General features: G+C 45.4%; 12 protein-coding genes. All 12 read left to right on the top strand.

What is annotated here, in order from left to right; genetic code table 11:
* The first annotated feature begins 126 nt into the window (after positions 1–126).
* The 12 genes from tig (at position 127) to ACN6NF_RS19175 (ending at position 14,639) form a co-directional block, all read left to right on the top strand.
* Positions 127–1,440, top strand: a complete 1,314-nt coding sequence (tig, locus tag ACN6NF_RS19230; RefSeq protein ID WP_474319110.1) for a trigger factor — start codon at positions 127–129, stop codon at positions 1,438–1,440.
* A 409-nt stretch (positions 1,441–1,849) separates the two neighbouring features.
* Positions 1,850–2,440 carry an ATP-dependent Clp endopeptidase proteolytic subunit ClpP gene (gene clpP, locus ACN6NF_RS19225; RefSeq protein ID WP_016324659.1) on the top strand — a complete coding sequence of 197 codons (591 nt, stop codon included), beginning with the start codon at positions 1,850–1,852 and terminating at the stop codon, positions 2,438–2,440.
* A 12-nt stretch (positions 2,441–2,452) separates the two neighbouring features.
* Positions 2,453–3,709 carry an ATP-dependent protease ATP-binding subunit ClpX gene (clpX, locus tag ACN6NF_RS19220; protein WP_013372695.1) on the top strand — a complete coding sequence of 419 codons (1,257 nt, stop codon included), beginning with the start codon at positions 2,453–2,455 and terminating at the stop codon, positions 3,707–3,709.
* A 110-nt stretch (positions 3,710–3,819) separates the two neighbouring features.
* Positions 3,820–4,938 (top strand): flavodoxin-dependent (E)-4-hydroxy-3-methylbut-2-enyl-diphosphate synthase, encoded by a 1,119-nt coding sequence (gene ispG / locus ACN6NF_RS19215; RefSeq protein ID WP_474319109.1) that lies wholly within the window; start codon positions 3,820–3,822, stop codon positions 4,936–4,938.
* Positions 4,939–5,155: 217 nt separating this feature from the next.
* Positions 5,156–6,883 carry an ATP-dependent protease LonB gene (gene lonB, locus ACN6NF_RS19210; RefSeq protein WP_474319108.1) on the top strand — a complete coding sequence of 576 codons (1,728 nt, stop codon included), beginning with the start codon at positions 5,156–5,158 and terminating at the stop codon, positions 6,881–6,883.
* Positions 6,884–6,993: 110 nt separating this feature from the next.
* Positions 6,994–9,330 carry an endopeptidase La gene (lon, locus tag ACN6NF_RS19205; protein ID WP_474319107.1) on the top strand — a complete coding sequence of 779 codons (2,337 nt, stop codon included), beginning with the start codon at positions 6,994–6,996 and terminating at the stop codon, positions 9,328–9,330.
* An 18-nt stretch (positions 9,331–9,348) separates the two neighbouring features.
* Positions 9,349–9,960 carry a ribosome biogenesis GTP-binding protein YihA/YsxC gene (yihA, locus tag ACN6NF_RS19200; RefSeq protein WP_474319106.1) on the top strand — a complete coding sequence of 204 codons (612 nt, stop codon included), beginning with the start codon at positions 9,349–9,351 and terminating at the stop codon, positions 9,958–9,960.
* 288 nt (positions 9,961–10,248) lie between these two features.
* Positions 10,249–10,836, top strand: a complete 588-nt coding sequence (locus tag ACN6NF_RS19195) for a non-ribosomal peptide synthetase module (RefSeq protein ID WP_474319105.1) — start codon at positions 10,249–10,251, stop codon at positions 10,834–10,836.
* Positions 10,837–11,099: 263 nt separating this feature from the next.
* The gene (gene speD / locus ACN6NF_RS19190; RefSeq protein ID WP_474319394.1) at positions 11,100–11,498 is read left to right on the top strand and encodes an adenosylmethionine decarboxylase; all 399 of its coding nucleotides are present in this window, start codon (positions 11,100–11,102) and stop codon (positions 11,496–11,498) included.
* Positions 11,499–11,744: 246 nt separating this feature from the next.
* A complete protein-coding gene (gene hemA, locus ACN6NF_RS19185) occupies positions 11,745–13,139 on the top strand; it encodes a glutamyl-tRNA reductase (RefSeq protein WP_474319104.1) in 1,395 nt (464 codons plus the stop codon).
* 16 nt (positions 13,140–13,155) lie between these two features.
* Positions 13,156–13,983: a cytochrome c biogenesis protein CcsA gene (ccsA, locus tag ACN6NF_RS19180; RefSeq protein WP_016818412.1), complete on the top strand. Its 828-nt coding sequence runs from the start codon at positions 13,156–13,158 to the stop codon at positions 13,981–13,983.
* An 8-nt stretch (positions 13,984–13,991) separates the two neighbouring features.
* Positions 13,992–14,639, top strand: a complete 648-nt coding sequence (locus ACN6NF_RS19175) for a precorrin-2 dehydrogenase/sirohydrochlorin ferrochelatase family protein (protein ID WP_474319393.1) — start codon at positions 13,992–13,994, stop codon at positions 14,637–14,639.

Below are 14,639 nucleotides of genomic sequence, written 5' to 3'. Positions count from 1 at the left end.
CTGTTAAAGCATTCAAGGGCTGCTCTTGAAAAAGACAGTAATGTTAGATATACTATAGTGGTTATTTTGTGTGCGTTGATTGTAATGAAAACTAAGTGAAGATTTTGTTGGAGGGGAAAGCATAAAATGAAAGCAACTTGGGAGAAAATAGAGAAGAACCTTGGGGTTCTTGAAGTTGAGGTAGACGCGGATCGTGTAGCCGCTGCACTCGACAAAGCTTTTAATAAAGTGGTTAAACAAGTAAGCGTACCTGGATTCCGTAAAGGTAAAGTACCACGTCCTATCTTTGAAAAACGTTATGGTATTGAAAGTCTGTACCAGGATGCAATTGACTTCCTGTTGCCAGAAGCATACAGCCAAGCTGTAGAGCAAACAGACATCTTCCCAGTAGATAGCCCAGATGTTGAAATTGTTCAATTTGCTAAAGGCGAATCTTTCAAATTCAAAGCAAAAGTTACGGTTAAACCTGAAGTAACTTTGGGCGATTACAAAGGCGTAGAAGTGCCTGTAAGCAAAATCGAAGTAAGCGACGAAGAACTGGCTCAAGAGCTGGAGCGCCTGCAACAACGTCATGCTGAATTGGTTGTCGTTGATGAAGATGCTGCTCAATCCGGTGATACAGCTATCATTGACTTCGACGGTTCCGTAGATGGCGTACAGTTCGAAGGTGGACAAGCTGAGAAGTATTCTCTGGAACTGGGTTCTAATACCTTCATCCCTGGCTTTGAAGATCAAGTGATTGGTTTGCACACTGGTGATTCCAAGGACGTTGAAGTAACGTTCCCTGAGAACTACCATTCTGCTGACCTCGCTGGTAAACAAGCTGTATTTAAAGTGAAAGTTCATGAACTGAAACGCAAAGTTCTTCCTGAATTGGACGATGAATTTGCTAAAGATGTAAGTGAATTTGACACACTTGCTGAATTCAAGGAAGACTTGAAAAAGCAATTGCTGGAGCGCAAAGAAAACGAAGCTAAAGCAGCTCGTGAGGGCGCTGTAGTGGAGAAAGTTGCTGAAAATGCAACAATCGACATTCCTGAGGCAATGGTTAAGAGTGAAGTGCAAAACATGGTTCGCGATTTCGACAACCGTCTGCGCAGCCAAGGCATGAACCTTGAAATGTTCCTCGGCTTCTCCGGTCAAAGCAAAGAAGACCTGGAAGAGCAGATGAAAGCTGATGCTGAGAAGCGCGTACGCAACAACCTCGTGCTGGAGCAAGTGGCTAAAGCAGAAAACATCGAAGTTTCTGAAGCGGAAATTAATGAAGAACTGCAAAACATGGCTGACACTTACAAACGTTCTGTAGAAGAGATCCGCAGCATTCTGGAAAGTAACGGCTCGTTCGCTAACTTGAAAGAAGAGATCTCACTGCGCAAAACAATCGCTTTGCTGGTGGAAAACAGCAAAGAAGTTGAAGCGCCAGCTGCAGCTACTGAGTAATTTAAACGATAAAATATACGGTGCATGCTGTAACAGGCTGCAACGTAGTAATTAGATAAGGATAAGGCACGTAGTGAAAGTTACGTGCCTTATTTTTACCTTAGACAACCCAAATTTTAGTCGTTTATGGAAAGCGCTGTGAATGGTGTTTTCTGCTTTACATAAGTCACTACCGTACATTTGCACATACATACGAAACATGGTTAAATATGAGAAGGTCTCGGCAGGTCGTCTGTAAATTGCCTGCATTTTATATACGAGCACAGGCAAATATGACACGAGACTCTGAACATGTTAAAATATTTTGTAAGGTGTTCACGTTTCATGATTGCCGCTTCCGTTTTAATGGGACTTAAGGAAGCGGATGAATACAGGTGTTCATTTTAATAAAGAAAAGAGGTTGGTCGTGATGAGTCTCGTCCCTATGGTTGTGGAACAAACGAATCGAGGAGAACGATCTTACGATATTTACTCGCGGTTGCTTAAGGATCGCATTATTTTCCTAAGTGGCCCGATTGATGACGATGTCGCCAATCTCGTCATTGCACAGCTATTGTTCCTTTCTGCGGAAGACCCGGAGAAGGACATTAATTTGTACATTAACTCGCCAGGCGGTTCTGTTACTGCAGGCATGGGTATATATGATACAATGCAATTCATTAAGCCGGACGTATCGACGATTTGTGTAGGTATGGCTGCTAGTATGGGTTCTTTATTGCTCACAGCTGGTGCGCCAGGCAAGAGATATGCACTTACCAATAGTGAAGTCATGATCCACCAGCCGCTCGGCGGCATTCAGGGGCAAGCCTCCGACATGTTGATTCATGCGGACTGGATTATCAAAACACGTGCCAAGCTGAATCAAATCTATGTGGAGCGTACGGGTCAGCCTCTCGAAAAAATCGAACGTGATACTGACCGGGATTTCTTCATGGAAGCGGAAGAGGCAAAGGCATATGGTATCATTGACCAGGTGCTATCTAAACCGATTAATCTGTAAAGGGGTGGCTCTATGTTTAAATTTAATGATGAAAAAGGACAATTAAAATGTTCTTTCTGCGGTAAATCTCAGGATCAGGTTCGCAAGCTTGTTGCCGGACCGGGCGTATATATATGTGACGAATGTATCGAGTTGTGCACGGAAATTGTAGAGGAAGAATTGGGTCATGAAGAAGAAGTAGATCTGAAAGACATTCCAAAACCAATGCAAATCCGTGAAATTCTGGACCAATATGTTATTGGTCAGGATCAAGCAAAAAAATCATTGTCTGTTGCGGTATATAATCACTACAAACGTATTAATACACAAAACAAAATTGATGATGTAGAACTGCAAAAAAGTAACATTTTGATGCTTGGACCTACAGGTTCGGGTAAAACGTTGCTTGCGCAAACTATGGCTAAAATTTTGAACGTTCCCTTTGCTATCGCAGATGCCACTTCCCTCACGGAAGCAGGTTATGTGGGTGAAGACGTTGAAAACATTTTGCTGAAACTGATTCAAGCTGCCGATTATGATGTAGAAAAAGCCGAGCGCGGTATTATCTACATTGACGAAATTGATAAAGTGGCCCGCAAATCCGAAAACCCGTCCATTACGCGTGATGTATCGGGTGAAGGTGTACAGCAGGCGTTGCTTAAAATTTTGGAAGGTACGGTTGCTTCTGTACCTCCGCAAGGCGGTCGCAAGCATCCGCATCAAGAATTCATTCAAATTGATACGACGAATATCCTGTTCATTTGCGGCGGTGCCTTTGATGGTCTGGAGCAAATGATTAAACGTCGTATCGGTAAGAAGGTCATCGGTTTTAACGCGACTAGTGAACAAAAAGATCTGAAACCAGGCGAATATACCTCCATGGTATTGCCTGAGGATCTGTTGAAATTCGGTCTGATTCCGGAATTCGTAGGACGTTTGCCAGTTATTTCTACGTTGGAGCCGCTTGATGAGAAGACATTGGTTCGTATTTTGTCTGAACCGAAAAATGCCTTGACCAAACAATACCAAAAGATGCTGGAACTGGACAATGTGCAACTGGAGTTTAAGCAAGATGCCCTGGAAGCCATTGCTCGTGAGGCGATCAAGCGTAACACGGGTGCCCGTGGCCTTCGTGCAATTATCGAAGGTATTATGCTCGACGTTATGTACGAAGTTCCTTCCCGTGATGATGTTACGACTTGCGTCATCAACGAACAGGTAGTAAAAGACAAAATCGCACCGGAACTCGGTGGTACAGATAAGGATAAAAAACAAGAAGAGAGCGCCTAAGGATTGATACTTCGCGATCTCTACAACATGAGAAGCCAGATCTCCACTTCACTAAACCTGTATGAGGTTTTATGGGGTGGAGGTTTGGCGTTAATGGGAGAGAAAAGTACATGTTCTTAAGACAAGACACACGTCCCGTTAAAGTCGGGAATCTGACGATTGGCGGCAGCAATGAAGTCATCATCCAAAGCATGTGCACAACCAAAACGGCAGATGTGGAAGCTACAGTAGCCGAGATTCTTCGCTTGGAGGAAGCTGGATGTCAAATAGTGCGGGTTACCGTCAACAATGAGGAAGCTGCCGCAGCTATTAAAGAAATTAAGAAACGGATTCATATTCCGCTGGTTGCAGATATTCACTTTAATCACAAGCTGGCTCTACTGGCAATTGAAAATGGGATTGACAAGGTTCGCATTAACCCAGGCAACATTGGACGACGTGAAAAAGTGGAAGCTGTCGTTAAGGCTTGTAAAGAAAAGGGGATTCCGATTCGGATTGGTGTGAACGCCGGATCATTGGAACAGCATTTACTGGATAAGTATGGCTACCCTACGCCAGAAGCGATGGTAGAAAGTGCGCTGTACCATATCGGGATACTCGAAGAACTTGATTTCCATGATATTATCGTATCACTCAAGGCTTCTGATGTTCCAATGGCAATTGCCGCTTACACAAAGGCAGCTGAAATTATTAAGTATCCCCTCCATTTGGGCATCACTGAAGCGGGTACGCTCTTTACTGGGACGGTTAAAAGCGCGGCGGGTATGGGGGCTCTGTTGGCAGCAGGTATCGGGTCCACCATGCGTATTTCGCTAAGTGCCGATCCGGTAGAAGAAGTGAAGGTAGCACGGGAGTTGCTCAAAACGTTTGGGTTGATCACGAACGCAGCTACATTGATTTCTTGTCCGACTTGCGGGCGTCTGGATATTGATCTGTTCTCTATTGCGAACGAAGTAGAGGATTACATTGCAAAACTCAAGGTGCCGATTAAAGTATCCGTACTGGGGTGTGCAGTTAACGGCCCGGGTGAAGCGAAGGAAGCTGATATCGGAATTGCTGGAGCACGCGGAGAAGGTCTATTGTTCCGTTATGGAAAGATGATTCGCAAAGTCCCTGAGGCTGAAATGGTTGACGAATTGAAAAAAGAAATTGATATTATCGTCAAGGCTTATGAGGAAACAGGTAAAATACCGGGACGTGAAGAGCGTCACTCTGCCGAGAAGGTGTAGGCAAAAGCGGTTATTTTAAAACAGGTATAATCATAAACTATGGTCATTGTATAAGCGCCGTGGAGAGCAGCTCTGCTACAGAACTGTTCTTCGCGGCGTTTTTGTATTTCTCTCTGATCTTTTGAAAGACTGCCGTTTAGCTCTCGTGGAAAAGGAAATACTGTCTTTCATAGAACAGCATTTTCAAATTGCTGAGATGAGAAACGGAGGAAATACGATGGACTTGACTATGATATTGTTATTGGTGCAAATGTTTTTCGGGATTGTCATTGGTCTGTATTTCTGGAACCTTCTGCGGAGCCAGAAAACGAACCGTAGTGCGGTGGATCGGGAATCTCGGAAGGAATTGGATAAGTTGCGCAAATTGCGTTCTATTTCACTTACTAAGCCGCTAGCTGAACGCACACGGCCTGCCACGTTACAGGATATCGTCGGTCAGAAGGACGGGCTGCGTGCGCTCAAAGCGGCGTTATGCAGTGCGAATCCGCAGCATGTCATTATTTATGGCCCTCCTGGTGTAGGGAAAACGGCTGCAGCACGTGTGGTGCTGGAAGAGGCTAAGAAGAATCAGTCCTCCCCGTTCAAGGGGGATGCTAAATTCACGGAGATTGATGCTACAACGGCCCGTTTTGACGAGCGTGGTATTGCGGACCCGTTAATTGGTTCAGTACATGATCCAATCTATCAAGGGGCAGGAGCGATGGGTGTAGCGGGTATCCCTCAACCTAAACCCGGAGCTGTAACGAAGGCTCATGGAGGGATGCTATTCATTGATGAGATTGGCGAGCTGCATCCAACGCAGATGAATAAGCTGTTGAAAGTGCTGGAGGATCGAAAGGTATTTTTGGAAAGTGCATATTACAATTCAGAGGATTCGCATACGCCTGCTTACATTCACGATATTTTCCAAAACGGTCTGCCTGCGGATTTCCGTTTGGTAGGTGCGACAACCCGTTCGCCGCATGAGCTGCCACCTGCTATTCGATCCCGGTGTATGGAAATTTACTTCCGTGCCCTGCAGCCGCAGGAGATTGCTCGTATTGCTGAAGATGCCGTACACAAGCTAGGCTTTGGCCCTTGTCCAGAGGCAGTAGAGGTTGTACAGCGTTATGCGACAAACGGCCGAGAGGCAGTCAATATGATCCAGCTTGCTGCTGGTTTGGCACTTACCGAGAAAAGGGAACGACTCGATGCTTCGGATGTAGAATGGGTGGCGGGTAGCAGCCAAATTCAACCCCGTCCTGATCGGAAAATACCGGGCTTACCGCAAATCGGATTCGTTAACGGATTAGCTGTATACGGTCCGAACATGGGCATGCTGCTGGAAATTGAAGTTACTGCGGTTCCGGTTCCCGAAGGAAAGGGAAGCTATAATATTACGGGTGTTGTGGATGAAGAAGAGATCGGAGGTAATTCCCGAACACTGCGTCGTAAGAGCATGGCTAAAGGCTCTGTGGAAAATGTTCTGACTGTTTTGCGTACGCTCGGTTTATCTCCGTCCAATTACGATCTGCATATCAATTTTCCTGGAGGGACGCCAGTAGATGGTCCGTCGGCAGGGATTGCGATGGCAACAGCTATTGCCTCCGCGATGCGGGGCATTCCGGTGGATCATGAAATTGCCATGACTGGCGAGATTAGCATCCATGGCCGAGTCAAACCGATTGGCGGCGTATTAGCCAAGGTCGAAGCTGCTTTTCAGGCTGGGGCCAAAAAAGTGATCATTCCGCAGGACAACTGGCAAGCTCTTTTTGACAGCATTGAAGGTCTAAAAGTCATCCCTGTACAGTCGGTTACTGAAGTGTTCCGTCATGTGTTTGGGGAAGAGATGACGTCGGATGCGCCTGTACATGCGCCAATTGAGACTTTTCGCCCATCTCAATCCTCCTTGTTGCAGGCGGATGGAACACATAATGGGACGATTTCAGATACGGGATCTTGCTAATGAACTAGTCTTTCATTGGTTTTTTTATAAAACATTTGATAAAATATGAAAGATAGCAACGTGAGGATTGTAAAATCCGGAACCTGAGAATCACTGGAGGTGCGAAAGCGATGGGACCCACCAAGATAAAAGGTCGTCGTTTTCCTTTGCTGCCTTTAAGAGGACTTCTGGTTTACCCGAGCATGGTTCTGCATCTCGATGTGGGCCGGGAAAAATCGGTTAAGGCTTTGGAAAAAGCGATGGTTGAAGACAATTTGATTCTCCTGTGTTCTCAATCAGAAGTTAATATTGAAGAACCCACACAAGAGGATATTTTTCGAGTCGGCACGGTAGCCAAAGTACGCCAAATGCTCAAGCTTCCCAACGGAACCATTCGAGTATTGGTGGAAGGGCTGGAACGCGCCGAGATTATTCAATATACGGACAATGAAGAATATTATGAGGTAATGGCTAAGGAACTGCACGAGGCAGAAAACGTACAGCCTGAAACGGATGCGCTTATGCGTACTGTATTAACTCAGTTCGAGCATTATATCAATTTGTCCAAAAAGGTAACACCAGAGACTCTCGCTGCGGTATCTGATATTGAGGAGCCAGGGCGACTGGCTGATGTGATCACAAGCCATTTAACGCTCAAAATTAAGGAAAAGCAGGATATACTGGAGACGATCGACGTAACTCAGCGTCTGGAGAAGCTCCTAGATATTTTGAATAATGAGCGTGAAGTGCTGGAGCTGGAACGTAAAATCAACCAGCGTGTGAAAAAGCAGATGGAAAAGACGCAAAAGGAGTATTATCTGCGTGAACAAATGAAGGCGATTCAGAAGGAACTTGGTGAGAAGGAAGGTCGCGCAGGAGAAGTTGAAGAACTACGCAACCAGCTAAGTGAACGAGAGTTGCCTGTTCCGGTGAAGGAGAAGGTCGAAAAGGAAATTGACCGTCTGGAAAAAATGCCAGCAAGCTCAGCCGAGGGTGGTGTCATCCGCAATTACGTTGATTGGCTGTTAAGCTTGCCTTGGAACAAGTTCACAGATGATGATCTCGATATTGTCAAAGCAGAAGAAATACTCGATAACGACCACTACGGGCTGGATAAGCCCAAGGAGCGAGTGTTGGAGTATTTGGCCGTGCGCAAACTGGTGAAGACCATTAAGGGACCCATTCTGTGTCTCGTAGGTCCGCCAGGAGTCGGCAAGACCTCGCTGGCTCGCTCGATTGCCAAATCCATGGGTCGGGAATTTGTCCGCATCTCTCTTGGAGGTGTGCGAGATGAAGCGGAAATTCGTGGTCACCGCCGGACCTATGTTGGCGCGATGCCGGGACGGATTATTCAGGGAATGAAGACCGCAGGAACATCTAATCCAGTTTTTTTGCTGGATGAGATTGATAAAATGGCCTCCGATTTCCGAGGCGATCCATCGGCGGCATTGCTCGAAGTGCTTGATCCTGAACAAAACAACACGTTCAGTGACCATTTTGTTGAGTTGCCGTTTGATCTGTCCAACGTGATGTTTGTTACGACAGCCAATGCTGCACATAATATCCCGCGTCCGCTGATGGATCGTATGGAGACGCTCTATATTCCCGGCTACACCGAACTGGAGAAGCTGGAAATTGCCAATCGGTATCTCCTGCCCAAGCAGAAGAGAGAGCATGGCTTAGGAGAGGAACAATTGGTTATTGGGGAGGATACGTTGCTCCGTGTCATTCGCGAATATACCCGTGAATCCGGTGTGCGGAATCTGGAACAGCAAATGGCTTCTCTGTGCCGCAAGGCGGCGAAGTCAGTTGTATCCGGTGGTGAAGGACCGATTCAAATCACACCGGATAATTTGAAAGATTATTTGGGTATCGCCAAATTCCGTTACGGTGTAGCAGAACTGGAGGATCAGATCGGTACGGTTACAGGCTTGGCATGGACGGAGGTCGGTGGTGAAACACTGATGATTGAAGTGACGGTCGTGCCTGGGAGCGGGAAACTGATTCTTACAGGTAAACTGGGAGACGTCATGAAAGAATCCGCGCAGGCGGCATTTAGCTACACTCGTTCCAAGGCGGTCGATCTGGGTATTGAATTGGACTTTTATGAGAAAAATGATATCCACATTCATATTCCTGAGGGAGCGATTCCAAAGGATGGCCCATCTGCCGGAATTACGATTGCTACCGCATTAATTTCGGCTTTGACCAACCGTCATGTATCCAAGGATGTAGCGATGACGGGCGAAATTACCCTGCGCGGTCGTGTATTACCGATTGGTGGTTTGAAAGAAAAGTCGCTGGCTGCCCATCGGGCTGGCTACAAAAAAATTCTGCTTCCCAAAGATAATGAACGGGATTTGAAGGATATTCCCGACAGTATCCGGCAGGATGTTGAATTTGTTCCCGTTGCCCATATGGATCAGGTGTTAAAGCATGCTTTGGTTGAGCAGGCAAGGGTACATTAGAGAGGAATTAAAGACACAATGAAAGTAACAAAAGCAGAATTTATAATAAGTGCGGTTGGCCCGGATCAGTTTCCTGTGGACGCTTTGCCAGAGATTGCTCTGGCGGGGCGCTCCAATGTTGGTAAATCATCACTGATTAATCGGATGATTAACCGTAAAAATTTGGCGCGTACCAGTTCTACGCCAGGTAAAACCCAGCAACTCAATTATTACCGGATTAATGATGAACTCTATTTTGTCGATTTTCCTGGTTACGGTTATGCTAAAGTATCCAAAACGTCTCGCAAGGCTTGGGGGCAGATGATTGAGTCTTATTTGCTGGAACGTGAGCCGCTCAAGCTGGTGCTGCAAATGGTAGATTTGCGCCACCCACCGTCCAAGGATGATATCATGATGTACGACTGGCTGCGCCATAACGGGCTTCCGGTCTGTGTTGTAGGCACAAAAGCAGATAAAATCCCTAAAACACGGCGAGAAAAGCACTATAAGGTAATCAAGCAGGAACTCGGAATACTTCCCGGGGGTTTGTTTATCCCCTTTTCATCCGAAGAAGGCATGGGCAAGGAAGAGCTGTGGTCGGTCATCTCCAGCTATATCGAGAATAACGACGAAGAGCAGACGGAATTGTAAGGTTAGGGGCGTCCTGAAGGACGCCTTTTTTTCGTGATGTTAGATTCAAAGACATTAAACTCACTAAATGGGTAGGAATAATATATGATAAACAAAGGATATCGTGGGATTTAAGCATAAAAGTGAGCAAATGGGGGATTATGCAGCTGAGACTCCGTTATTCTCCGTTTATTTCCGATGAATGCCGGATATTTATGATTTGATGCGCAAGAAAGCGCTACAGGTCTGATGTATAATAAAGCATAAAGTTTACACTACAGGTTTGAGGAAAGAATTGAGGAGATTGGTATGGCACAGCGGTTAGCCACAGAGTATGTAAAAACCACTTTGACCTTGTCAGAAACCCAAATGGACGAATTTTTGCAGGCAGTGAATGATCCTCAGGTGCATTACCGCATTAAAGTTCTGGATAACGGAAGACAGGAAATCGTTCTGGAGCATATGGCGGGTGAGGAAGTTCATTTATTTTTTGAAGCCAAAGAGGGAGCGTTTGTCTGTGAATTAACTTGCCGCTTAGTTCATCCACAGCTAACCCTGTTTATACGCCAGCTATTTGTTCGTTTTAAGGGTGAAGGTATTGTTTACCGCATGTATCAAGGATTCACTATGGTGTATTTTTATAATGAAGGTGCGGTTCGCAAAATTATGGAAAAGAATGCGGAAGGCTCCAGGTTGGTGTTTGAATATAGAAATACAGTGCAAGAACTGCAACAGCTTTTTCAACATCAGAACGTCGAAAAAGAAATAGCAGATGTATACAATCTCATTAATTCGTTACTTGACGAGCGGAATCTGGCGCGTACTTTCTCTGAGCTAGAACAGATTGACCACAAGCTTCGGATGAGTTGCTCCAAATTATTTGCACTGGAAGCTTAAAAGGCTGAATATGGAATGAATTGTTATACAGTGTAGTCCCTTTCTTTACCGAAAGGGGCTTTTTTATTCCAAAAAAATGATTGCATTTGCTGCACATAGATGTTATTTTTAATCTCGTTGAAAATGAATATAGGAACCAGGATTCACTCAGGACATTGAATGTTGCGAGAGGTTATCCCTCGGGAAGTGAATGACGTAGGTCCTAGCGGATGAAATTTTTTTCAAACATTTTATTCCTAGGAAGGGGGAACCGAAAGATGGAATTGGAATACTCAACTTTCGGAAGACACGTTGCCGTAGATACTTGGGGTGTTGAGTTTGAATTACTGAACGATGCGCAGTTTCTGGAGACTCAATTAGTTGAAGCTGCTGAAGCTTGCGGAGCAACGGTGATGTCCGTTCAATCCAAGCAATTCGAACCACAGGGAGCTACCGTGCTTGTACTATTGTCGGAGAGTCATCTCTCTATTCATACGTATCCTGAGAGAGGGTTTGCCGCTATTGATTGTTATACTTGCGGTGAGACTGTTGATCCACAGCTAGCTATTGATTACCTGGTATCCGTTCTAAAACCGAAAAAAACATATGCGAAGAAACTGATTCGGGGCTTGGGTGAACTTCAGGTGGAATCCCCGGAGTGCAAGCTCGCTGAGTTGGTGTAAATCTCCTTTATGGAGCCGTGTGCGTCCTATACCATAACCATGGAACATTTCCATGGTTATTTGTTTTAAAAGTGGTTTACACTAAACTAAATCGTACAGAACGTGCTGGATGTTTATGAAAGCCATCCAATTTTCATAAACAATTCATAAAACAGCCGAAGGGGATTCGGACTTCTGTGATATAATTAACATAGTTTATGATAACAGTGAGTATTCTTATTACAGTTTAGGCAGGTGAATTTTACAATGCACATCGTCGTTGTTGGGTTGAATTATCGTACGGCGCCTGTGGAAGTCAGAGAACGGTTTACATTTGCAGAACAGGATTTGCCAAAAGCGCTGGAACAACTCAAACTTACCAAAAGTGTGTTGGAGGGCGTAGTTGTCGCAACCTGCAATCGGACTGAAATATATGTTGTGGTGGACCGCCTTCACATGTGCGGTTATTTTATACGCAGTTTTATGGAACAATGGTTTGGTATTCCTCGTGATCAGTTTACACAACATTTATATATATATGAGGACGAGCAGGCTATTCGGCATTTGTTCCGTGTGACTTGTGGTCTGGATTCTATGGTTATCGGAGAAACACAAATTTTGGGACAGGTAAAGAATGCCTTTCTTCAGGCTCAATCTCAGAAAATAACGGCAACCTGGTTTAATATGTTGTTTAAGCAGGCCGTCACATTGGGCAAGCGTGCCCATTCGGAGACGTCGATTGGAGAGAGCGCCGTATCTGTTAGCTATGCTGCAGTTGAGCTGGGCAAACGGATTTTCGGGATGTTTACGGATAAAAAGGTACTGATCCTCGGTGCTGGTAAAATGAGCGAGCTTACCGTTAAGCATTTGTACAGCGGCGGAGCTGCTGAGGTTATTGTAGCAAATCGAACTTTGTCCCGCGCCGAGGATCTGGCCTCCAAGTTTAACGGAACGCCAGTTACGATGGAGGAAGGCATAAATCGGTTGGCGGATGTGGATATTGTGATTAGCTCGACTGGTGCTCAGGGGTATATTCTGGATCGCAATCGCGTCGAAGCCAGTATGAAACGTCGCCAGTCTCGTCCTTTGTTTATGATTGATATTGCGGTTCCGCGCGATTTGGACCCGGCTATTGGCGAATTGCAGAATGTTTTCCTATATGATATTGATGATCTGGAAGGGATCGTGGAGAGCAATCTGGAAATGCGTCGTACTGAAGCTGCAAAAATCGAGCATATGATCGAAGATGAGCTTAGTGAGTTTTATCAATGGTTGAAAACGATGGGAGTGCGTCCGGTGATTCGTGCATTACAGGAAAAAGCGGAGTCTGTACATCAGGATACCCTGGAAAGCTTGTTTAACAAGCTTCCCGAGCTGGATGAACGGCAGCGTAAAGTGATAAGCCGCTTGACGAAGAGTATGCTGAATCAGATGATGCATGATCCAATCAATCGGGTTAAGGAACTGGCTGTCCAAAAGCAGGGAAATGAGGCGCTAGACATGTTTAGCCACATTTTTGCTTTGGAGGATCGTTTGGAGGACGCCGCTCAGAAAGTAGATAAAAGCGATGCATCTGCGTTAATAAAACCGGAGGCTGGTGTTCATGGAAAAACCGGTCAGGCTCAGGCTTTGCCAGCGTCGTTTGCGCCGGCCAGCCTGTAAAGGTGGGTGAACAGACGTGGCCTCAGGCATGCTTATATATGATTCAATGATTTATGTTTTTGCCCTGAGCCTTCTGTTTGTATTTTCGGATGGAATTCGTCGCAATGCGAATGCTAAACGGACAGGTACAGGGCTTCTTATTGTCGTTGTAATGCTCCAGCTTGTTTTTATGGGAATGCGAACCTGGAATGAAGGGCATCTTCCTATTTTTGTGACCTACGACTTTCTGTTTCTGTTCTCATTTATCCTGGTACTGATTTCTTTGATTCTGTCACGTTATCAGCGATCGGAATTTGCGGTGTTGCTGCTTAATATCATTAGTTTTGCTGTTCTTGTGCTCAACAATATATGGATGGAGCCGATTGACAACCCGCTTGGAAATTGGCATACCGTACATGGGCTGCTTCTGATTCATATTGCGCTAGCTAATCTTGGCTTTGTCGCGATGACGGTAGCGGCTGTATTTTCGGGGTTGTATCTGTTTTTGCATCGTAAATTGAAAGTCAAGAAATGGAATGACACGATCAAGCGCCTGCCGAGTCTGGAAATGATGGATCGGTATACACATATGGCGCTATTAATTGGTACTCCTTTGCTGGGAGTTTCTATTGTTGTGGCTGTTATTTCTATTATTGCCGAGGAACGCTGGCGTCTTTTGCTAGATACCAAAGTGCTGATGACAGCGATTGCCTTATGTGTGTATATTGTTTTTTTAGTGAGCAAAAGATTGAACCAGCGTTCAGGCCTAGTCATGGCAAAGTGGTCTTTGGTTGGCTACACGCTGTTAATTCTTAATTTTTTGCTGAATTCCTGGTCTGTATTTCATCAGTGGACGGGAGAGTGAAAAGCCATTTGCAGCATTTTGTCCCGATTTCGTTGAATTGTAACAATAAGATCTGTTGTGTTGTAGGCGGCGGCAGGATTGCGGAACGAAAGGTTAAGGGGTTGATGGAAAGTGGGGCTTCCATTACCGTCATTAGCCCAAATATAACGCCGGATTTGCAGATCCTGGCCGATCACAAGCAGCTCCACTGGGTAAATCGCGTATATCGCGAGGGCGACCTCCAGGGAGCCTTTCTTGTATATGCCGCTACGAACCAGAGAGAAGTGAATAATACGGTTGCGCATGAGGCCAGACAAAGGGGTATACTGGTAAATGTAGCGGATCGCTCGGAAGAGGGAGATTTTATAACGCCAGGCATCATCCGACGAGGGAGACTGACGATTAGTATTTCAACCGAAGGGGCAGGACCCGCTGTGACCGCTGATATTACATCAGCCCTGGATACGTTGTTCAGTAGCGAATACGAGCCTTATCTGGATTTCATGCACGATATGAGACAAGTCATCAAACGCAAGATAAGTTCCCCACAACAAAGGACCAAACTATTAAGGCGCTTGGCGAGTAGCGGAATTTTGGAACAGATACGACGTCATGAATTTATGGCTTGGACCGAAAAAGAAATAGATCTATGGATTGCGCAAAATCAGGAGGAATAA

It is taken from the genome of Paenibacillus sp. TSM33, from assembly GCF_056099025.1.
The sequence above is the reverse complement of the archived record's forward strand: the minus strand, read 5'-3'. Positions and strand labels throughout refer to the sequence as shown.